At 44.2% G+C, this 20,043-nt stretch carries 22 protein-coding genes and 1 other annotated feature; of the genes, 12 read left to right on the forward strand and 10 right to left on the reverse strand.

What is annotated here, in order from left to right; genetic code table 11:
• The first annotated feature begins 1 nt into the window (after position 1).
• The 3 genes from FZC79_RS19150 to FZC79_RS19160 all read left to right on the forward strand — a co-directional run bounded on the left by FZC79_RS19150 (position 2) and on the right by FZC79_RS19160 (position 3,567).
• Complete coding sequence (locus FZC79_RS19150; RefSeq protein ID WP_148948343.1) at positions 2-1,384, forward strand: L-cystine transporter; 1,383 nt, start codon at positions 2-4, stop codon at positions 1,382-1,384.
• 1,092 nt (positions 1,385-2,476) lie between these two features.
• Positions 2,477-3,064 (forward strand): histidine phosphatase family protein, encoded by a 588-nt coding sequence (locus FZC79_RS19155; RefSeq protein ID WP_148948344.1) that lies wholly within the window; start codon positions 2,477-2,479, stop codon positions 3,062-3,064.
• Entirely contained in the window at positions 3,061-3,567 is a 507-nt protein-coding gene (locus FZC79_RS19160) for an NUDIX hydrolase (protein ID WP_148948345.1), read from the forward strand. The genes FZC79_RS19155 and FZC79_RS19160 overlap by 4 nt, the downstream gene beginning before the upstream one ends.
• Here the strand turns inward: FZC79_RS19160 and FZC79_RS23375 are convergent.
• The 5 genes from FZC79_RS23375 to safA form a co-directional block, all read right to left on the reverse strand.
• Positions 3,550-3,708: a hypothetical protein gene (locus FZC79_RS23375; protein ID WP_187442891.1), complete on the reverse strand. Its 159-nt coding sequence runs from the start codon at positions 3,706-3,708 to the stop codon at positions 3,550-3,552. The two genes, FZC79_RS19160 and FZC79_RS23375, sit on opposite strands and share 18 nt — an antisense overlap.
• Before the next feature lie 151 nt (positions 3,709-3,859).
• The gene (locus tag FZC79_RS23680) at positions 3,860-4,012 is read right to left on the reverse strand and encodes a hypothetical protein (protein ID WP_252183398.1); all 153 of its coding nucleotides are present in this window, start codon (positions 4,010-4,012) and stop codon (positions 3,860-3,862) included.
• 16 nt (positions 4,013-4,028) lie between these two features.
• Positions 4,029-4,196, reverse strand: coding sequence for a hypothetical protein (locus tag FZC79_RS23685; RefSeq protein WP_252183399.1), 168 nt, complete (start codon positions 4,194-4,196; stop codon positions 4,029-4,031).
• A 172-nt stretch (positions 4,197-4,368) separates the two neighbouring features.
• Positions 4,369-4,890 (reverse strand): hypothetical protein, encoded by a 522-nt coding sequence (locus tag FZC79_RS19170; RefSeq protein WP_148948346.1) that lies wholly within the window; start codon positions 4,888-4,890, stop codon positions 4,369-4,371.
• Between the two features lie 108 nt (positions 4,891-4,998).
• On the reverse strand, positions 4,999-5,619 hold the full coding sequence (gene safA / locus FZC79_RS19175) for a SafA/ExsA family spore coat assembly protein (RefSeq protein ID WP_148948380.1): 621 nt from the start codon (positions 5,617-5,619) through the stop codon (positions 4,999-5,001).
• A gap of 771 nt (positions 5,620-6,390) precedes the next feature.
• Between safA and FZC79_RS23380 the strand changes: the two genes are divergently transcribed.
• From FZC79_RS23380 to FZC79_RS19190, 4 genes are all read left to right on the forward strand, one after another.
• Complete coding sequence (locus tag FZC79_RS23380; protein ID WP_187442897.1) at positions 6,391-6,540, forward strand: Lmo0850 family protein; 150 nt, start codon at positions 6,391-6,393, stop codon at positions 6,538-6,540.
• A 72-nt stretch (positions 6,541-6,612) separates the two neighbouring features.
• Positions 6,613-6,897 (forward strand): hypothetical protein, encoded by a 285-nt coding sequence (locus FZC79_RS19180; protein ID WP_252183400.1) that lies wholly within the window; start codon positions 6,613-6,615, stop codon positions 6,895-6,897.
• Between the two features lie 94 nt (positions 6,898-6,991).
• Complete coding sequence (locus tag FZC79_RS19185; RefSeq protein WP_148948347.1) at positions 6,992-7,909, forward strand: diacylglycerol/lipid kinase family protein; 918 nt, start codon at positions 6,992-6,994, stop codon at positions 7,907-7,909.
• A 187-nt stretch (positions 7,910-8,096) separates the two neighbouring features.
• Positions 8,097-8,912, forward strand: coding sequence for a DUF368 domain-containing protein (locus tag FZC79_RS19190; protein ID WP_187442892.1), 816 nt, complete (start codon positions 8,097-8,099; stop codon positions 8,910-8,912).
• Between the two features lie 192 nt (positions 8,913-9,104).
• Here FZC79_RS19190 and argS read toward each other — a convergent pair whose 3' ends face one another.
• Positions 9,105-10,793, reverse strand: coding sequence for an arginine--tRNA ligase (gene argS, locus FZC79_RS19195; RefSeq protein ID WP_148948348.1), 1,689 nt, complete (start codon positions 10,791-10,793; stop codon positions 9,105-9,107).
• Between the two features lie 73 nt (positions 10,794-10,866).
• Positions 10,867-11,073: a binding site (T-box leader), on the reverse strand.
• Between the two features lie 58 nt (positions 11,074-11,131).
• On the reverse strand, positions 11,132-12,310 hold the full coding sequence (locus FZC79_RS19200) for an FtsW/RodA/SpoVE family cell cycle protein (protein ID WP_187442893.1): 1,179 nt from the start codon (positions 12,308-12,310) through the stop codon (positions 11,132-11,134).
• A 325-nt stretch (positions 12,311-12,635) separates the two neighbouring features.
• On the opposite strand from FZC79_RS19200, the gene FZC79_RS19205 reads away from it, so the two are divergent.
• The gene (locus FZC79_RS19205; protein WP_148948350.1) at positions 12,636-12,914 is read left to right on the forward strand and encodes a hypothetical protein; all 279 of its coding nucleotides are present in this window, start codon (positions 12,636-12,638) and stop codon (positions 12,912-12,914) included.
• 58 nt (positions 12,915-12,972) lie between these two features.
• On the opposite strand, the gene mgtE is transcribed toward FZC79_RS19205, so the two are convergent.
• Positions 12,973-14,331 (reverse strand): magnesium transporter, encoded by a 1,359-nt coding sequence (mgtE, locus tag FZC79_RS19210; protein WP_148948351.1) that lies wholly within the window; start codon positions 14,329-14,331, stop codon positions 12,973-12,975.
• A 141-nt stretch (positions 14,332-14,472) separates the two neighbouring features.
• On the opposite strand from mgtE, the gene FZC79_RS19215 reads away from it, so the two are divergent.
• Positions 14,473-15,264 carry a hypothetical protein gene (locus tag FZC79_RS19215; protein WP_252183401.1) on the forward strand — a complete coding sequence of 264 codons (792 nt, stop codon included), beginning with the start codon at positions 14,473-14,475 and terminating at the stop codon, positions 15,262-15,264.
• Between the two features lie 511 nt (positions 15,265-15,775).
• Here the strand turns inward: FZC79_RS19215 and FZC79_RS19220 are convergent.
• On the reverse strand, positions 15,776-16,345 hold the full coding sequence (locus FZC79_RS19220) for a GNAT family N-acetyltransferase (protein WP_148948353.1): 570 nt from the start codon (positions 16,343-16,345) through the stop codon (positions 15,776-15,778).
• Between the two features lie 151 nt (positions 16,346-16,496).
• Between FZC79_RS19220 and FZC79_RS19225 the strand changes: the two genes are divergently transcribed.
• From FZC79_RS19225 to FZC79_RS24090, 3 genes are all read left to right on the forward strand, one after another.
• Entirely contained in the window at positions 16,497-16,877 is a 381-nt protein-coding gene (locus tag FZC79_RS19225; RefSeq protein ID WP_148948354.1) for a VOC family protein, read from the forward strand.
• Between the two features lie 350 nt (positions 16,878-17,227).
• Complete coding sequence (locus FZC79_RS19230; RefSeq protein WP_187442894.1) at positions 17,228-18,067, forward strand: protein-glutamine gamma-glutamyltransferase; 840 nt, start codon at positions 17,228-17,230, stop codon at positions 18,065-18,067.
• 148 nt (positions 18,068-18,215) lie between these two features.
• Entirely contained in the window at positions 18,216-18,371 is a 156-nt protein-coding gene (locus FZC79_RS24090) for a YjcZ family sporulation protein (RefSeq protein WP_397541142.1), read from the forward strand.
• A 169-nt stretch (positions 18,372-18,540) separates the two neighbouring features.
• On the opposite strand, the gene FZC79_RS19240 is transcribed toward FZC79_RS24090, so the two are convergent.
• Positions 18,541-19,791 (reverse strand): MFS transporter, encoded by a 1,251-nt coding sequence (locus FZC79_RS19240; RefSeq protein ID WP_148948355.1) that lies wholly within the window; start codon positions 19,789-19,791, stop codon positions 18,541-18,543.
• Positions 19,792-20,043: the final 252 nt, after the last annotated feature.

Raw genomic sequence — 20,043 nt, forward strand, 5'->3', positions numbered from 1 at the left:
AATGGACAATTTAACGCTTCTTGCTAACTTAGCCGCATTTCTTATCATTGTGGGAGTCCTCTTTTATATGCAGAAAAAACACTTGTCATTCTCCAAAAGAGTGTTCGCTGCCTTAGGACTCGGGATCTTATTCGGGTTTATCCTTCAGTGGCTATATGAGCCCGCGGATGAAACCCTGGCCCGGTCGATCGATTGGTACAATATTGTCGGAATAGGATATATCAAGCTTTTGCAAATGGTTGTCATGCCTCTCGTCTTTGTGTCGATCCTTTCTGCTTTTACCAAGCTTAAGCTCGGAAACAACCTCGGCAAGATTGCCCTTCTGATTATCGGCTTGTTAGTCGGGACAACGGCCATTGCGGCGGCAGTCGGGATTGCAGCAGCCCAGGGATTCGGCCTTGAAGCAATTCAAATCGAGCAGGGTGAGGCGGAAACTTCACGAGGACTAGCGCTCGAAGAACGATCTACTGCTATGGAAGGCCAGAGTTATCCGCAAAGGATCCTGGAGCTTCTTCCGGCTAACCCATTCCTTGATTTAACAGGGGAACGTGCCACCTCCACTATAGCGGTTGTCATATTTGCCGCCTTCATAGGGGGCGCCTATCTGGGTGTATACCGCAAAGACAGGGAAGCAGCAGATTTCTTTAAAAAAATCGTCGATTCCATCTACGCTATCGTTATGAGGGTAGTAACTCTGGTTCTGCGCCTGACTCCATATGGCGTCTTTGCCATTATGGCTAAGACGGTAGCAACCAGTGACTTTGATGCGATTTTAAAGCTCGGTAAATTTGTCGGCGCGTCCTACGCTGCCTTAATTGTCATGCTGGCCATCCACTTGATCATGCTTACAATGGCAGGGCTGAATCCGCTAACCTATCTGAAAAAAGCTTTTCCAGTTTTGACCTTTGCCTTTACTTCCCGTTCAAGTGCAGGCACACTGCCTTTGACGATTAATGCACAAACAAAGCATATGGGGGTTTCGGAGGGAATTGCCAACTTCTCGGGTTCATTCGGATTGTCAATCGGACAAAATGGCTGTGCGGGCGTCTATCCGGCGATGCTTGCTGTCATGATTGCACCGACTGTGGGGATTAATCCGATGACACCTTCCTTTATCTTTACATTGATTGTCATTGTCGCTATCAGTTCATTTGGTGTGGCGGGTGTCGGAGGCGGCGCTACCTTCGCTGCCATCCTGGTCCTTTCGGCTATGGACCTGCCGATCGCTTTGGCCGGGCTGCTCATCTCCATTGAGCCGCTGATCGATATGGGCCGGACGGCCGTCAATGTCAGCGGGGCCATGACCTCTGGACTGATCACCAGCAAAGTGACGGATGAATTGGATCAGGAAGTGTACGATAACCCTGCTGCCTCAGAGGGATGATTAGGGAAGAAACCCGTCCGGCTTTCGCTGGATGGGTTTTTTGTTGCTTTCAAAGAGGTCTCCAGGCCTTTGGTTTTACCGTGAAGAGCTAACTAAAGTTCTGCTAGAGGCCCATAGTTTGAAAATTAAGCACCATAATGGTTTCAAGAGTCATTTAAAAGACCCATACCCATCAGGTTTAAGCGTCCAAGTGGTGTCTAAATGTCTAAAGCTCTGTTAGAGACCCATACATTTTTTAAAAGAGCCCTAAGTGGTCTCAAGGGCCCTCTAAGAGACCCATACCCATCAGGTTTGAGCGTCCAAGTTGTGTCTAAAGCTTTTCTAGAGCCCCATACATTTAAAAAATAAGCCTCAAGTGGTCTCAAGGGCCCTCTAAGAGACCAGTACCCACCAGGTTTGAGCGTCCAAGTGGTGTCTAAAACTTTTCTAGAAACCCGTACATTTTTAAAAAAAGCCGCAAGTGGTCTCAAGGGCCCTCTAAGAGACCAGTACCCACCAGGTTTGAGCGTCCAAGTGGTGTCTAAAGCTTTTCTAGAGACCCATACATTTTAAAAATAACCCCCAAGTGGTCTCAAGGGCCCTCCAAGAGACCAGTACCCATCAGGTTTGAGCGTCCAAGTTGTGTCTAAAGCTTTTCTAGAGACCCATACATTTTTAAAAAAAGCCCCAAGTGGTCTCAAGGGCCCTCTAAGAGACCCATACCCATCAGGTTTAAGCTTCCAAGAGGTGTCTAAAGCTTTTCTAGAGACCCATACATTTAAAAAATAACCCCCAAGTGGTCTCAAGGGCCCTCTAAGAGACCAGTACCCATCAGGTTTAAGCGTCCAAGTGGTGTCTAAAGCTTTTCTAGAGGCCCATACATTTTAAAAATAACCCCCAAGTGGTCTCAAGGGCCCTCTAAGAGACCCATACCCACCAGATTTGATAATACAAGTGGTCTCTGGAAGGATAACCATCCACCTTGAGCAGAAATCTATTAATTTTAAAGCAGCCACAAACCTAGCGGAAAACAGCTTAAAGAAAATAAATACAAAAAGCAGGAATCAACGGTTTAATGACGAATTTGGTTGTTGAAAGGATAGGTGAGGAAGGATGACAGTCATTTATATGATAAGGCATGCTCACTCGGTCTTTAATCTGGAAGAGGAAGAGACCCGAGGCTTATCCGTGCAAGGGATGGCCGATGCGGTGCGTGTAAAGGACATTTTAAAGTCTGAGAAGATCGATGCCGTATATTCCAGTTCCTATACTAGAGCCATCCAAACTGTTCAAGGGTTAGCTGATGAACGCGATCTGAAGATACAAGTGGATGAGCGTTTTCGTGAAAGAGACCTGGCAGCAAAGGATTACATAATTGAAAACCCACAGGATGCTATGCGGAAAGTTTTTGAAAATCCTGATCTTTGTTTACCTGGCGGAGAAACCAATAATGAAGTGAGAGCCAGGGGAACTGCGGCTTTTCAGGAGGTATTGGAGAAGTGTGAGGGCCGGAGCGCGGCCATCGGAATCCACGGACACGTGATGACCATTATTATGGGTGCCTTAAACTCCGATTATGGAACCATCGATTTTTGGCAGAGCACGACAAAACCCGATATATATAAACTCGAATTGGAAGGGCAGGAGCTTAAATCAGTGACTCGTTTGTGGAAAGTACCGGCTCTGGAGAGAAGTGTATGAGCAGGAGGATCCAGGCGCAGTGGGGAAACAGTCAGGTAGAGTTGACTTGGAGAGCCCAGGCACCTATGCCTCCTCTGGAGAAAATCACAAGTGTTCACGGATGCTGCTTCGAACAAGGAAAGGTTCTTCTTGTTCATATAAAAGGGAGAGGGTTCACTTTTCCGGGTGGGCATATAGAAGCTGGCGAAACCCCTGAAGAAGCCTTCCATAGAGAAGTGCTGGAAGAAGGCTGTGTAAAAGGCAGAACCACTAGAATTGGATTAATTGAAGTGAGCCATGAAAATAATCCTGAATTCAACCCAAAAGGAAAGTACCCTTTGATTGGGTACCAGGTGTTTTACCGCATGGATATTGAGGAGGTATTCCCTTTTATAAGGAATAACGAGTCGACTTGCCGGATATGGGTGGAGCATGCTGAAATTCCTTATGTAATCGACGAACATGAATTGGCTTTGGAGGCTTTTAAAGAGGCGGTCAAAGCTGACTTAAACACCATAGTTTAATACAAGCAGCAGAACGCATGTGATCATGGTGATGCCGATCATCATATAGAGGAAATCGACAAAGTTATCAAGCATAGCAGTCTTGTGCTTTTCACGCCTGTAGCTGCGCGGAGCACGACGGGATTGTTTTGCAGAACGCATGGATTTGCCTCCTTTGTATTCATCAGATACAAAGGATTTCGACAAAAAAACGTAAAATCCTCCCTCTGAATGAAAAAATAACCATAACTAGTGGTGCGCAGCAATCAGTGCCATTATAAAACGCCCGTTTGAAAACGGACGTTTGCCTTGCTTAATGAAGGTGATCTTTTTCGAAAATTTCACTAAGGGCAGCACCGGCTTTTTGATCCGATTGCTGCTGTACTGCCAGGTCGCCCAATGCAAGCATGCCGACCAGGTTACCATTTTCCACAACTGGAAGGCGGCGGACTTGATGTTGAGGCATTAAAGCTTCATCTTCTTCAACAGAAGCTTCGGGAGAAATGGTTACAACAGACAATCACACCTGGAATTGTACCAGCAGTTTCATTATGAGATAACCCTCTGACAACTAGGTCAAGGTCTGCTACCATACCGACTACCTGTCCATTTTGAACAACAGGAAGGGCTCCGACACCTAACGAACTCATTGGAATGAGTCTTGTGCCGAACACGCTTCTGCATGTGGTGTCATCACGTCACCTACTCTCATGCTGGTTTCCCCTTGAGTTCGATAGGTCAGTACATAATTAGTAAGGAGGGTATCGCAAGTTTAATTCTGTTTCTGTTTTGAATCCTTCAAAATCTATCAGGAGTCTCCTGCTACAGATCATAGTGGTACCGTTCATCAGAAGGAGTATTTCTCTGAACAAGGAAAATTACATATGGGAATACTAGCACTGACCCAAATATGAGTGTGAGGATCAAAACCAATGATCCGGGACTTATTTGTTTGCGGTAATCATCATGATGGGAAGCGATAAACTCCTTGGATTCTCCGTTTCCAATGACGGAACCATTTTCCAGGAGCGCCTCATTGTCGAGACTATAGTAAAATATCTCTTGCTTATTAAAATGGAATATAGTGTCACGGTCGATCTTATACTTCACAAAAACCATCTTCACTTTCTGTGATTCCACCTCATCTTCATTAATTGCCACTTCCATGGTGAGGTCAATGAAATCTTTTACACCCGCAGAACCTTTTTGATAATAGGAGTCAGTCTTCTCCAGTTTTTCATCAATACTTTTGATGATAGGATCATCTGCAAAGGCGGTTGTTGAAGATAGGGGAAGGGTGAGCAAGGTTAACATACACCCTAAGAGCATTATAAGTTTTTTCAATTTATTTCCTCCCCGGTTTTTTTACTACATATATATGCCCGGAGAAGATAATTAGGACAAAAACAAACAGAGCTGCATATATGACAGCTCTGTTTGCGAGTCAGCTCCTTATTTTTGAATGAACATCTGTGTCCAGTAGGACCCGTAGGATCCACCCTTCACATATCCGACCCCGATATGAGTATAGCTCGGTGTCAAAATATTTTTTCTGTGGCCGGGGCTTTCCATCCAGGCCTGTACCACTGATTGTGCACTAGGCTGGCCGGCGGCAATGTTTTCAGCTGCGGCGCGGTAGTTGATGTTGAAACTTTTCATCATAGTAAACGGAGATCCATACGTTGGGCTCGTATGTGAAAAATACCCTTTATCTCTCATGTCTGCAGATTTGTAACGCGCCACCCTTGAAAGCTGCCAATCAGCACGAAGAGGGGAAAGGCCATTCTTGGCACGTTCCTGATTCGTAAGCTTGATGACTTCACCTTCAATCCCTTTGACGGCGTCTTTATTCGGGATGGAGATCTTCTGTCCAGGGTAAATAAGGTCAGGATCCTGAATTTGAGTATTCGCATTGATGATTTCAGAAAGCCCGATTTGATACTTCTTGGAGATTTTCCAAAGAGTATCACCACTCTGTACAGTATAGGCATCAGCTGCGTGAGAGATAGTCGGAGTAATTAACCCAAAAGCAAAAGACAACAGAACGACAATTGAAAGAATTTTAGTTTTCATGATACTTATGTTGTCTAATTCTTCATTATTTATGTGGGCTTTTTTAAAAAAATAATTGTTGGTGTCGAGAAGAGTTGAGCGGAAAAGGTTACTTGGTTTTCGCTGCAGAAATTCGGTGTAGTAAAAGGCGCGTTTAAACAGCATGAAAGCCATCGCTGAGTGTGTTTGATGCAGTAAAAGGCGCGTTTAAACAGCATGAAAGCCATCGCTGAGTGTGTATGATGCAGTAAAGGTCGTGTATAAACAGCATGAAAGCCATCGCTGAGTGTGTTTGATGCAGTAAAGATCGTGTATAAACAGCATGAAAGCCATCGCTGAGTGTGTTTGATGCAGTAAAAGGCGCGTTTAAACAGCATGAAAGCCATCGCTGAGTGTGTTTGATGCAGTAAAGGTCGTGTATAAACAGCATGAAAGCCATCGCTGAGTGGGTTTGATGCAGTAAAGGTCGTGTATAAACAGCATGAAAATCAAAAGTCATGCCGTAAGAAGTTATCAAATTTAGATATAGAGAGAAGCTTGTAAATCCGGCCTTCCCCAACTACACAGGATCGGAAGGCGGGCAGTGTAACATGCCTTTAACCCGCAGATTTAGTGCACCAAATCTTAAAGGAATAAAAACAAAAGAAAAAGTTAAAAAATATTCAAAATAAGGTTAAAAAGGTTTAGAAGTGGTAATATAAAATGGAATTAAAAGTTTCGGAAAAGAAATGAAACCAATTCTGGATTCATTCGTATTATCAGTAGAGACAATTTTATGAGAGGGTGTACAAAGTGGCAAACGAAAATGAACGGATGAAGAAAATCGTTTCGAAGCTCTCGAAAGTCGGTGTTAACATTACAAAGACCAAATCCAGGATGGAAGTCTTTCAATCACTGAAAAGCCTGCAGCCTTTGCCGAAAACATTGTCGCATGATTCATAAAAATGAAATGTGGGACAGACATAATCAATCCTTCCTTCCGATATAATCTAATGAGGAAGGGGAGGGAAAAATATGACTGAATCCATGTTTGATGTAGAGACGCTTAAAGCGATCAGACGAAAGGCAGATGAACTGTCATACCAATGTATGAACAGAAAGCTGGCAAATGATCCGCAAGCGCTTAAAATGGCATTGGATAACATATGCCGGGCCCTTGGCACCTTTGCAGAGGTGGAAATTTCGAGAATCAAAAACGAAAACATAGCCTATGACCCGCAGTCTTATATCAAAGGAAGATTGGCCTTTGCTTACAAAGCCATGAAAACGGTTCCCCGAGATGATTCGAATACAGCCTGACCCGCATCTAACATTTGTTAGGTGTTTTTTTATTGAGTAAAAGTGGTATGTTTAACAGTATAGGAGTCTAATCAGTTAGGGGCTGAAGTTTATTATGAATCGATATAAAAATGCTTTACTTATCTATAATGGAAAAGCTGGTCAGGAAGATATGGATGCGACCTTGGGTAACTGCATAGGTGAGCTGTCTTCATGCTGTGATGAATTGACGCTTTACGGTACCAAAGATAAATCGGATGCAGAACGGGTATGCAGGGAGAAAGGGGGAAGCTACGACCTCCTCATCATCCTTGGGGGAGACGGCACTGTCCATGAGTGCATCAATGGATTGGCAGAGCTTCCGGTCAGGCCGAAAACCGCCATTCTTCCAGCTGGGACATGCAATGACTTCAGCCGCTCACTAAGGATTCCCCAGGATATCAAGCAGGCTGCACAGCTGATCAAGCATGGTGCCACAGAAGACATCGATATCGTCAAAGCCAACGATCGGTACTTTTCTAACTTCTGGGGAGTCGGAATCATCGCGGATGCTTCCCGAAATGTCAACGAGGCTGTAAAAGGGGTATTTGGCAAGCTGAGTTATTATCTCAGTGCCTTTCAAACTTTGCAGGAAGCGAAAGTCTTCACCTTTCAAGCAGAGATTGATGGACAGGCTGTTGAAGAAGAGGCAGTCATGGTGTTCGTGGCAAATGGACGGTTCATTGGCACCAGTGAGCTGCCACTGCCTCCGCAGAAGTATAATGACGGCGTAGTAGATATATTCATCATTAAAGAAGCAGGATTCAAGCTGCTAAAAGAGCTGATGGCTGCCAAAGGTACCGGCAAGCTGAATGAAAAAAGTGGAGATATCCTGCATTTTCAAGCACACCAAGCATCGATAAGCACTTCACCGCTCCAAAATATCGATATGGACGGAGAAGTTTATACAGAAACTCCAACAAGAATGGAAGTAATGAAACACCATATCCCTTTCATCGTAGGGGAAGAAGAAAGAAAAGAAACAGCAGGTTGATTTTCAAGCAGTTCAGTCCAGGATGCAGGAATTCGTAAAGCGCCCTGAATTGAATTGCTTTTAATTTTTATCCTGGGGGCAAGAGTAAATCGCGAATAGAAAATTATCTCTAATGATGATAAAATGTGGTAGGACATTGAACAAGTTTTTGAAATTAAAAGTTTAGAAGGATAAAGGAGACCATAGAATGTGGGAATGGAAAAATATATATAGAGGTATGATTATGGGTGCGAGTGATGTGATTCCAGGTGTGAGCGGCGGAACGATCGCTGTCATGCTTGGAATATATGACCGTTTAATCGCAGCCATCAACGGAATTTTCAGCAGGGAATGGAAAACACACTTAAGGTTCTTAATCCCACTTGGTATGGGAGTGGTAACATCTATTCTGCTGCTGGCAAGGCTGATTGAATGGCTTTTTGAACACTATCCAGCGCCGACACAATTTTTATTCATGGGATTGATCATTGGAGTGATTCCATATCTGGCAAAGAAGTCAGAGATGAAATATAACTTTAAGCCGGCTCATTATGTGCTCCTCCTGATTGGTGCTGTCATTGTAGCATCCATGGTGTTCTTCAAATCGGAAGAAACAGCAGTGATCCAGGAAATGACGGCAGGAACTTACACCATGCTGTTTTTCTCTGGCTTTATCGCAAGCGCCGCAATGATCCTGCCTGGCATCAGCGGTTCTTTCATTTTGCTGATCATCGGTGTATATTCGACTGTCATCAGCGGTATTTCCAATTTTCAGCTCGACATCATTTTTGTCGTTGGACTGGGAATTCTGTTCGGAATTATCCTGATGAGTAAAGTAATCAAGTTCTTCCTGGAAAAGTACTCATCAGCGACCTATGCCCTCATTATCGGGCTTGTCGTAGGGTCTATCGTTGTTATCTATCCGGGAATCCCGGAAGAAACCGGTCTTATTATTGCAAGTGTGATTACGTTCCTCATAGGTTTATTCTTTGCAAGGCTGCTGGGACGTATCGAATATTCATAGTACAAGCTATATCTGAAGTCCCATCTGCTCGTATTGTATACGAGCAGATGGGGCTTTTATATTCAGGGTTTAATGTCTTTGGGACATTGAGCTAGAGAAAAAAAGCAGAAGCCTTTTTTTTAAAAGTTAATAATGGCTTTCTATTTAAACACCTGAGAATTCACAAAAAATTTCTCGGGAAATATCGACAACTTACATTTTTGTTGGAGCTTTAATGCCGAGAAGGCTCAATCCGTCGCAAAGGATATCGGTGACAGATTTCACCAGCAATAGACGTGAAGATAACTCTTCATTTTCCTCCAGAATTCTTGTTTTTCCATAATACTTATTGAAGGCTTTGCTGACAGATAAAATATATTTTGCGACTATGGACGGGGAGTAGTTTTTATAAGCTTCTTCCACTATCTCCGGGTATTTGTTCAGCGTTTTAATCAACTCCCAGCTTTCCGGGTCTTCCAGGCCCGAGAAATCTTTCTGCTGCAGTGCTCCCGCTTTTCTCAACAGTGATTGAGCTCTCGCGTGTGTATATTGAACATATGGACCGGTTTCCCCCTCGAAAGTAAGCATATCCTCCAATGAAAACTCCACATCATTCATCCGGTCATTTTTAAGATCATGAAATATCACTGCACCTGTACCCACCTCACGTGCCGTTTGTTCGGCATTCTCCAAGTCGGGATTTTTCTCTTTAATATTGCTGGACGCCATGCTGATGGCTTCCTTCAATACCTCCTCAAGGAGGGTGACCCGTCCTTTTCTTGTGGACATTTTTTTTCCGCCTTGAAGGAACAGGCCGAATGGTACATGAACCATCTTTTCAGCCCAAGGCATTTCGAGCTTTTCCAGCACAGCAAACAATTGGCGGAAGTGGATCGTCTGCTCCTGGCCGACGACATAAAGGGCGTGGGAGAAATCATAAGTCTTTTTTCTGTAAAGAGCTGCGGCGATATCCCGGGTCGCATAGAGGGTCGCGCCATCCGATTTTTTTATGAGGGAAGGAGGAAGGCCTTCTTCGTCAAGCCGGACAACCTCTGCACCATCCGATGTTTCAAGCAGCCCTTTCTCTTTAATCATTTCCACTGCAGCTTCCATTTTGTCATTGTAAAAAGATTCGCCATGGTAGGAGTCAAAGGAGACACCTAGCAGGTTATAAATTTCCTGGAAGGCGGATAGAGATTCATCTTTGAACCAAGTCCAAAGCTCTACAGTCTCAGGATCTCCGTCTTCGAGTTGTTTGAACGCTTTTCTTCCCTCATCATTGAGAGATGGATCAGTTTCAGCTTCTTCATGGAATTTTTTATAAAGACTGAAAAGCTCGGGGATGGGATTTTCCTTAACTTTATTCTCATCTCCCCATTTCTTGTAGGCAGTAATCAACTTCCCGAACTGGGTGCCCCAATCACCGATATAATTGATTTTCACGGTTTCATAGCCGCATTTTTCAGCGATTAAAGCAATCGAATTGCCGATGACGGTTGAACGCAGGTGCCCCATGGAGAATGGCTTGGCGATATTGGGTGAAGACATATCGATGGTGATGACCTTGTTTTTTCCAAAGTGGTGTCTGCCAAATTCGTCTCCCTGAGCAAGGATTTCTTTCATGATTTTGGCTCCTGTGGTTTTCCCGTTGAAAAAGATGTTCACATAGGGTCCAGCGGCTTCTGTTTTTACCAGGAAAGAGCTTTTTAGGGAAACTGCTAAGCTGCCTGCGATAGCTGCAGGAGACTGCTTTTTCTTTTTGGCCAGTTGAAAACAAGGAAACGAAAGATCTCCCTGGTGGGTAAACTTTGGTGTTTCAATTACTCCTATAATCTCTTCTTTGCTCATGTCGCCGTCCAGGTGCTTCTCCAGCAGGCCGGCATAAAAGTCGTTTAAATTCATGATTTCCACCTCCGGTAGTAGTGAGTGTTGGATGACAAGAGCTTCTGAGGATACAAAAAAACCCGTCTCTAAAAATAGAGACGGGTTTCCCGCGGTACCACTCTTCTTCCCCAAACAGGGCAGCTCATCAGATAACGGGATGTACCCGGCATACCCTACTTAATGGTTCAGATATGCTTCTCCAAAGTGCGCTTCATTTCAAGGGGAACACCGGGCTCCCACCATTCCCGGTTCTCTGAAGATCTGGCCTTGAAATTACTCTCTTTGTCATCGAACTAATATTGTTAGAGAGTATTATACACACTTCTCCCTGGAAAGGAAACCTTCCGGGGCGAAATTTAAGAATCGTCTGAAGAAAACATATAGTTTTTATGGTAAAACCTCATGCTGAACACCAATCCGAGAGCCAGCATGTTTCCCATCAACGCACTTCCTCCATAACTGACGAAAGGAAGCGGGATACCCGTAATCGGCAGGAGCTGAATTGTCATACCGATATTTTGGAAGACGTGGAAGGTGATCATACTGATGACCCCTGCACACACATAGGCACTGAAAGGCTCTTTGATATCAAGTGCTGTCTTCGTCAAATGATAGATTAGCAGGAAGAACAAACTGATGACGATACTCGCACCGATGAATCCGAACTCTTCGCCGATGACACTGAAGATGAAATCGGTATGGTTTTCAGGAATATACACCTGTTTATCCTGATAGCCTTTCCCGAATACTTGCCCGGATCCAATGGCTTTCAAGGAGTTGACTAAGTGGTAACCTTCTTGTTTTTGATAGTTATAAGGATCGAGCCACGAATAGATACGGCCGAACTGATAAGGCTGAACACCAAGGTATTTTTCCAAAACTTGCGGAGCATATACAACGAGTGCCAGTATTGTACCACCAAGTGCAGCAGCAGCTGAAAAAATAGGAACAATTAATTTCCATGTAACCCCAGAAACAAGAATCAATCCGCTGACAATTGCGATGATTACGAGTGAGGTCCCCAAATCGGGCTGCTGCATAATCAATCCAAGCGGAATAAGTGCAACAACTCCAATTTTTCCAAGTAAAATGAAATCGGTTTTTAACGTTTTCTTAGGATTGTTCTCATGGTGGCTGCTAATCACTCTGGCGAGGGCAAGGATTAAAAAGGTCTTCATGAATTCTGAAGGCTGAATCGATCCGAGCCCTGGCAGTTCAAACCAGCTTTTCGCACCATTCCTGACAGGCGCGATGTTCGAAGGAGCAACAATCAATATAGCGAGTAAAAACAGCCCGAAGCCATAAGCGTACCAGGCCAGCCTTCTGTATTGATCAGGGTCGAACAATAATGCAAATCCAATAATGATAAAGCCGACTATATACCAACGGGCTTGCAGAAACACAAAGTTATAGCCTGCATACTGCCCGGTTGTCTGCGCGCTGCTGATGGCGATGACACTGACAATGAAAAAGAGAAACAGTAAAAAAATTAATCCCCAATCGATTTTATCTGAAAAACGCTGACGGGTTTCCATTTGCATTCACCTAAATTTCTAATTGAATTCTATAGTACAGTTTAATGTAAGTACGTGAAATTTGAAAATGTTTTCGGTTAGTAAAATTTTGGGTGGGAAATAGAGCGGTTTAGGACAACCCGGACTCCGGCCCCTGTAAGATCATACTGCGCTTAATGGCCCAGTTCCAAATTAACTCTAACAAAGATATTTTATATGAACAATGATCAGTTAGCAGGAATTTTATAATGAGCTCTGTCTCAGTCTGTGTTTCTATTACCCGAAAATAGAATTTTAAAGCTTTTATCACTGAGGTTCTGCCTTTCTTCGGGAAAAGAGGTGATAGTTGAGAAATGACACTTACATGGCAGCCGGGTTTCATACGGGCCGTTATCCGGGGGGAATCGCCATCTCACTGGCCCACAAAGTCTCGATGCGGTCCGTTATCCAGAGGAAATTGCCATCTCACTGGCCCGCAAAGTCCCGATGCGGTCCGTTATCCAGTGGAAGTGGCCATCTTAATGGCCCGCGAAGTCCCAATGCAGACCGTTTTCCAGATGAAATCGCCACCTCACTAGCCCATAAATCCCAAATACAGTCCATCGCCCTCGAATCCCCCAATTAACAGCTCCTCATAACAAACAAAGCACTGTGTAAAATATACACAGTGCGAAAAAGGATGGCTACATCAATGATTTAATAAAGAACGAAGCAATGCCAAAGTAAATCAACAGAGACAGGATGTCATTGATGGTCGTAATCAGGGGGCCCGAGGCAACAGCGGGATCGACTTTCAATTTATATAGAATCAAGGGAATCACTGTGCCGGCCATTGTCCCGATAATGAGAGTAAGCAAGAGGGAGGCTCCTACAACAAACCCTAGTATCAAGCTTCCCTGCCACACGTAGGCTATTGCTGCTATCAACAGTGAACAAGTGATGCCGATAATCATGGCTACCCAGAATTCCCGGCCGATCAACTTCATTACCGTCTTTGTATCGATATCCCTTGAGGCAAGTCCGCGGACCACTACCGCCAAGGATTGTGTACCCGTGTTGCCGGTCATTCCGGCAATCATTGGCATAAAGAAGGCGAGAGCCACTGCTTTGGAAAGGGTCTCTTCAAAAGAGGCGATTATACTCCCGGAAACCAAGCCGATAAATAGAAGCAGGATCAGCCATGGCAGCCGCCGGTAAGCCGCGACATGAGATTTGGTATCAAAATCAATGGCTTTACCGGAAGCTGATAACTTTTCAATATCTTCATTTGCTTCCTGGATGACCACGTCGAGGATGTCATCAAATGTAATGATTCCTTTTAACACTCCATCTTCATCAATGACTGGAATGGCCAGAAAGTCATACCGTTCAATCAGTCTCGCAGCTTCTTCCTGGTCGGTTTCAAGTCCGATTGCGATCACACGGGTGTACATGATGTCTTTTATCAGATGCTCCGCTTCGGCCAGGAGCAGGTCTCTATATGAAACGACGCCGACCAATTTCCGTTCTTCATCAACTACATACAAATAGTTGATAGTTTCCGCAAAATCGGCGAAAGACTTTAATTTTTCAACTGCTTCTCTGACAGAATAATAGTTCCGAATCCAGACAAACCGGTTTGTCATCAGCCGGCCTGCTGTTTCCGGCGGGTAAGTCATCATGTCCTGGACAATCGCGGATTCCTCTTTCGTCATCCCTGATAGAAACTGTTCAACTCTCGCCGGAGACATGTTGTCGAGTAATGAGGCAATATCATCATTGTCCATATCGTCGAGAACCTTGCCGGATCGTTCTTTTCCAACCTTTTGCAGTGCAGAAAATTGTTCTTCTGGAGAGAGTTCCTGAATCATATCCGCCAGAACGGGTATGGTTAACTGAAGGAGAAAACGAGCCTGGTGCTTTTCCGGGAGGCCTGCATAAATAGAAGCCATATCGTACGGCTGCAGTTCTTCTAAGATTTGCTGCAGTTCCTTTTTCTTGCCCTCCTTAAGAGCTTTGATTGTAAGCAGAGTCAGCTGGTCTTGAGGCAATGTTTTATACATGATCCGACCTCATTTCGGTAAAAGTTACATTTTCTATTATAATCATAAACCGAGTTGAAAAAATGTAATGATAATAAAATATTATTTTCGCCAAAATTTGATAAAATTAACGTTATGAACTCGGATTCCAAAATAAGGGAAGTGGTACAACTGAAACAAAACGGTAATTTCAAAGACGTCATCTATGTACATCAAAATGAAACGCTCCAATATGTGATGTCTTACGGTTTGGAGTTTCGTGATTTTTCGCAAAACCTGCCGAACCCTCTCAATCATTTGCTCATGATCAAGCATCAGTTCGATCACGGCTCTTTCAATATGAATACAATGATGGAGTATACAAATAAAAAGGAAGTCAGTAAATTAGCGGGAGATAACATATACAGTTATGGAGATTTCTGCTGGATCGACTTTGAGGAAGTGGACGGTCTCGACCAGCTGAGCGGACAGGAGCTTGCAGAAATACTCTATTTGGGACACACCAAGCAGAGCCTCAATTCTCCTTTTTACTCAAAACTGAATAACCGCTTCGCTTATCTGGCACATGACGACGGCTGGTTCAATAAAGTTTATTACCGCTATACAAACGATTTTTACAGCATGTTGGGGAATTCCATCCCAAAGAAGCTTCTGCATCAAACGGGGGAAAAGTCGCTTAAACGCCTCCTGCCAAGCCAAAAGATTACCGGCCTTCCTCCCATTCCTACAGAAGTGATTTATACAATCAAAGAAAAGATTAAAGAGGGAGTGGCCATCTCTCTTGAAAAAACGGTTAAAGGCAGAGGAAACCTCAAGGTCCCGATATGGGTGATGGGTGATTACATGCATATGGACTCCATGTACGAAGACTATCAAGTGCGTTCATCGAAACAGCCCTACGCCCACTTCGTCTTTGACAAAAAGGCCAAAGAGTGGAGCCTTCATATCAATTAAAAAAACCAGATTAAGCCCGGGTGCTTAATCTGGTTTCTTTAGTGCTTAGCGCGCGAAAACAGTCCCTTTTGGTGTTTTAAAGCATTACAGGGAGAAAAGTGCTAACTAAATGAGCCAGGCTCAAAAGGCAGGAATTGAGCCTGGCTCAAAAAGCGGAAACTGAGCCAGGCTCAAAAGGCAGGAATTGAGCCAGGCTCAAAAAGCGGAAACTGAGCCAGGCTCAAAAAGCGGAAACTGAGCCAGGCTCAAAAAGCGGAAACTGAGCCAGGCTCAAAAAGCGGAAACTGAGCCAGGCTCAAAAAGCAGAAATTGAGCCAGGCTCAAAAGGCAGGAATTGAGCCAGGCTCAAAAAGCGGAAACTGAGCCAGGCTCAAAAAGCAGAAATTGAGCCAGGCTCAAAAAGCAGAAATTGAGCCAGGCTCAAAAAGCGGAAACTGATCCCGGCTCAAAAAGCAGAGACTGAGCAGGCTCAAAAAGCAGAAACTGATCCCGGCTCAATCCAGCCACAGAATCACACTCTCAAAAACGCAGGTTTCTTCTCTTCCCATTCTTCGCGGAGAATGCCCATCCGGATGGAATCGTAATATTCTCCATTATAATACCGGCATTTCCTTAATCGTCCTTCAAGGATCATGCCGACTTTCTCCGCAGCTTTCATCATCCGCTCGTTACCCGACCAGGTGGTGATGCCGACGCGGGGAATATCGAGTGTCTGGAAAAGATGTTCTACCCACATGGCCAGAGCTTCGGTTCCGTATCCGCCATTCCAATAGTCCGGGCGGTATATCCCGATACCGGCTTCAAGCCACTTGGTATCTTGATTTTCCCAGTAATAATTGACGGTGCCGATAATGACGTCATCAACCAGTATGACCATTCTTTGGTTGTCTTTTCCCTCTTTGATCTTTTTGGCCGTACCTTTTATGTAAGATTTATAGTTTGGCCTGCTGAAGGGAAAGTAAGGAGCGTCCCAGTTTTTCCATTCTGGAAGAGTATCACCTTCACCATATATGAGCTTGAATAATTCAGGCAGATCTTCCGGTTCTGTCATTCTCAATGTTACTTTTGGTCCTTTGATCATTATTTTATCTCTCCTACTATCTATAATCAGAAAATTACTTCTACTAATATTTAACCATATCTTGCTGTGTCTCTAAAGAAAATGGCTTTATTAGAGGAATCCCGCTGCTAAAATCGAATACTGAGAAGAACACATTAAAAGGAGGATTATGATGAACCTTAAACTAGGCTATATCATTTTGTATGTAGAGAACTTAACCAACACCATCCACTTTTACAGAGACCTTCTGGGCCTTCCTATTAAAATGGAGGCAGGGACTTACATAGAGCTGGAAACAGGCGGAACTACCCTTTCTTTCAATACCAGAGAATCGGGGAGGGAAATCACCGGATTGCCGATTCCGGACAAGAAACGGAAAGAACAGACTTTTGAAATCGGCCTGGTCACAAAGGATGTCTACGAAATTGTTGAAAAGCTGAGGGAGGAAGGGGTAACTGTTCTCCTTGAGCCGGCGGAAAAACCTTGGGGCCAAGTGGTTGCCTATGTTGAAGACCCGGATGGACATTATATTGAGATTTGTACACCTTTATAAAAATAATTCTGCAACAGGAGGCCAAAAGAGTGTTTCAAAAAATTTCCAATCAGGATGAAGCCATAATAAGTTTCGTCCTCTTTTATTGACTATGAAATTATTCAATCACCCTCATTATCCACATCCAGCTGCAGCGCCGTAGGATCCGTATCCACTAGAACGACCTATCCCCTTGGGATTAAATAACCCAACGAGAATAAAAGGTAATTCCGTCTTTTTTTCTCTGAGGAACATTTGCCTGTCGGGGCTGGACAAGGCGCTTCCGCTTTTGTATATAAATCACATGTTTACCCTTCAGCAAGAATATGATAGGTGGTAACAAATACTTTCAGCTGGGGATGGGGTATTTCATGATTAGTGTAGCAGGAAGGCAGATCCAGCAGGTTGGCTCATTGAATTTGGAAACTATCGAAGAAGAGATTGCGAAGAGAATCCTTGATGCCAAAACCGTTTATTCTTATCCTTCAATGAAGGACCTATTATTTGAATTAAAAACCCGCCGGAATATTATAGAGAGTGCAAAGGAAATGAGCGAGAGCAAAGTGGTATTCACGACCTTTCAGTATGCTGCTTGTAATCCGGCCTATTGGGATTTGACGGCTGCGGGCGGATTCAGACTCCGGCAGGATGTGAGACCGTCTGAAGCAGTACAGGATATTTACAGAAACAGTGCGCTCTATGCGTTCGAATGTGCAACGGCTTGTGTAATCATCTTTTATCACGCTGTATTGAAAAGCATCAGTCCATCAGCCTTTAATTCTCTTTTTCAAGACATCTATTTATACAGCTGGCATGCCGACCCGGATCTGGGAGTCAATACTTTCTATGGTGACCATTACTTGCCGGGGGATGTTGTTTATTTTAACAATCCGGACTACAGTGCAGAAAACCCCTGGTACAGAGGGGTGAATGCGGTTGTGCTGGAAGATGGCCAATTTTTTGGGCATGGCTTCGGGATAAGCTCTTCTGATCAAATTATAGAATTTTTAAATGAAGTCAGAAGTCCGGATAGCAATCAGCCTGCCTATTTGGCAAATTTAGTGACCAGACTGTCTTTTACCAACTTAGAACAATATGGAACTGTGCAGAGGAACAGGAAATTCAAGCAGCACATCGTTGTCCATCATAACAAGAGTTCATTATCCTGCATTCGCCATCGTGCTTACCTGAATAAAGGGCTGTTCACATAATCGAGTCATTCACCCATTTTTCAGGTTGACGGGCTCATAATCCGGTCATGCGGAGTATGATAGTTAGTGATAAATATGCCCTATAAGGAAGTGACAAAGAATGTATGGAAATGTAAATGCAGCACCTGTAATGGGGGCTAATGTCAATATGGCTCCTACAGCTGTTTCTCCGGCGTATACTTCGCCATCTTATGGTTATTGTGCACCTGTGGCTCCAGCCCGTGGATATGGGGACTTTGTATTGATCGTCGTGTTGTTCATCTTGTTGATCATTGTTGGTGCCTCTTTCGTCCCTAAGTGCTAATATAGAAATGAAAAAAATCCCTGTACATTTTATCTGTACAGGGATTTTTTGTGTTAAGCGCGATGTTTGAATATTGCTGCTCGTCTGGAACAGAGCCATGTTCAAAGAGAAAGTAGTTTTACGCAATGGCGGTATACTGCTCTTGGAGTTGCAGCGACTTATATCAGCATCAGGCAGTTTCTCTCTCGGGCTTTTTGGCGAGCAGGGAGAAAGCGATTCCAATCGCAGGCAGTACCAGCGTCAACAGCAGGATTTCGGAGTAGCCACCAAAGGTATCGTAGGCAAAGCCGAATGGCGGAGGGCCAAAGGCAGAGCCAAGTACCATTACGGTTGTTGCAGTTCCTTTGATGCGCCCCAGTGCTGCCCGGCCGTAGTAACTAGGCCAGATATAGGTCAATGCAATCCTTTCAAAGCCCCCGCTGATGCCCCATAGAAGACCGAAAACGATTGCCAGCCAAGGAGTGTTGGTGACAAACAAGAACAGAATAAAGATAATTTCTCCAAGGAAGATCCCGGCAAGTACGTAATTGACTTTTACTTTATCCAGAACCCTTCCGGCAAACAGCGTGACCGGAAAGCCAACAAGGGCCATCAAACTAAGTACGATGGCGGCAGAACCTGCAGAAAGGTCATTCCACTTGAAGATGGAAATGAGGTGGAAGGTTATGCCGGTGTTGACCAGCGCTGGAATGCTCACACAGAATAACAGAAGCCAAAATGCTTTTGTCCTCACTGCCTCCTCGAATGTCCAGTTATCCTCGAGCTCCTCTTCCTCTTCATCCAGACTAGCCCTGACCTGCCTTCCATCAGGAAGAAGACCGATATCTTCAGGTTTATTTCGCACAAAAAACAGAGCAAGCGGAGTGAACACAATAAGAAGCAGCACAGCCCATACGGTCCACGTGAAGCTCCAGCCGTATTGAGACACGAGCCAAGCATTGACAGGCGGAATCGCCGCTGAACTTGCAAACCCCCCGATTGCCATAAAGCTCAAAGCTTTACCGCGTTTCAATATAAACCATTGTGGAACAAGGGTGTTCGGAATCAATGTGAGGGAACCTTGACCAAACAGCCTGATTAAGAAAAAACCGATAAAAAGCATAGTGAGATTCGCTACCATACTGTTCAGCAGGCAGGCAAGTGCAAGGCCGATGCCAACCAATACGAACATTCGCCTCTGCCCAAAACGGTCAATGAACCAGCCTACAAAAAACATACATAAACCAGAAAGCAAAGTTGCAGCAGAATAAATAGAAGAAACTTGAGAACGGCTCCAGCCGAAATCTTCAATATACCGGTCGATGAATACAGAAACAGAATAAGTTTGGCCGGGCCCTGAGAAAAAGACAGCCATTCCAGCGATGGCGACAATGACCCAGCCGTAGTAAAACTTCGTATGTATAGGTGCGTTTGAGCTCATTTTGAAAACCTCCTTTGAATAGGATAGCAAAATTACTCAGTTCCATTGTAAAGATAAGGCTTCAAAAACCGGATTTATTTCTGAATAGTTAAACTTCTGTAAAAGATATTTTCTCCGAATAACTCCGAATGTGAAAGAAAAATGAAGAGAACTGAAGTAAACGTATAAAATTACCGCTTACATAACCCCTTGTGAAGTTTCTCGATAGAAGGTATGATTACTCATGTTTTGGTCGGTGTCTTTTCTAAGGGA

It is taken from the genome of Rossellomorea vietnamensis (assembly GCF_008180615.1).
Lineage (GTDB): Bacteria > Bacillota > Bacilli > Bacillales > Bacillaceae_B > Rossellomorea > Rossellomorea vietnamensis_D.

Excerpts from the sequence above, each read along its gene's own strand:
- FZC79_RS19155 (WP_148948344.1), top strand. The coding sequence starts at position 2,477 with ATGACAGTCATTTATATGATAAGGCATGCTCACTCGGTCTTTAATCTG.
- FZC79_RS19200 (WP_187442893.1), bottom strand. The coding sequence starts at position 12,310 with ATGGAAACCCGTCAGCGTTTTTCAGATAAAATCGATTGGGGATTAATT.
- FZC79_RS19160 (WP_148948345.1), top strand. The coding sequence starts at position 3,061 with ATGAGCAGGAGGATCCAGGCGCAGTGGGGAAACAGTCAGGTAGAGTTG.
- argS (WP_148948348.1), bottom strand. The coding sequence starts at position 10,793 with ATGAATTTAAACGACTTTTATGCCGGCCTGCTGGAGAAGCACCTGGAC.
- FZC79_RS19240 (WP_148948355.1), bottom strand. The coding sequence starts at position 19,791 with ATGAGCTCAAACGCACCTATACATACGAAGTTTTACTACGGCTGGGTC.
- FZC79_RS23685 (WP_252183399.1), bottom strand. The coding sequence starts at position 4,196 with ATGAGTTCGTTAGGTGTCGGAGCCCTTCCTGTTGTTCAAAATGGACAG.
- FZC79_RS19180 (WP_252183400.1), top strand. The coding sequence starts at position 6,613 with ATGACTGAATCCATGTTTGATGTAGAGACGCTTAAAGCGATCAGACGA.
- FZC79_RS19220 (WP_148948353.1), bottom strand. The coding sequence starts at position 16,345 with ATGATCAAAGGACCAAAAGTAACATTGAGAATGACAGAACCGGAAGAT.
- mgtE (WP_148948351.1), bottom strand. The coding sequence starts at position 14,331 with ATGTATAAAACATTGCCTCAAGACCAGCTGACTCTGCTTACAATCAAA.
- FZC79_RS19225 (WP_148948354.1), top strand. The coding sequence starts at position 16,497 with ATGAACCTTAAACTAGGCTATATCATTTTGTATGTAGAGAACTTAACC.
- FZC79_RS19230 (WP_187442894.1), top strand. The coding sequence starts at position 17,228 with ATGATTAGTGTAGCAGGAAGGCAGATCCAGCAGGTTGGCTCATTGAAT.
- safA (WP_148948380.1), bottom strand. The coding sequence starts at position 5,619 with ATGAAAACTAAAATTCTTTCAATTGTCGTTCTGTTGTCTTTTGCTTTT.
- FZC79_RS23375 (WP_187442891.1), bottom strand. The coding sequence starts at position 3,708 with ATGCGTTCTGCAAAACAATCCCGTCGTGCTCCGCGCAGCTACAGGCGT.
- FZC79_RS23680 (WP_252183398.1), bottom strand. The coding sequence starts at position 4,012 with ATGCCTCAACATCAAGTCCGCCGCCTTCCAGTTGTGGAAAATGGTAAC.
- FZC79_RS24090 (WP_397541142.1), top strand. The coding sequence starts at position 18,216 with ATGGCTCCTACAGCTGTTTCTCCGGCGTATACTTCGCCATCTTATGGT.
- FZC79_RS19185 (WP_148948347.1), top strand. The coding sequence starts at position 6,992 with ATGAATCGATATAAAAATGCTTTACTTATCTATAATGGAAAAGCTGGT.
- FZC79_RS19150 (WP_148948343.1), top strand. The coding sequence starts at position 2 with ATGGACAATTTAACGCTTCTTGCTAACTTAGCCGCATTTCTTATCATT.
- FZC79_RS19190 (WP_187442892.1), top strand. The coding sequence starts at position 8,097 with ATGTGGGAATGGAAAAATATATATAGAGGTATGATTATGGGTGCGAGT.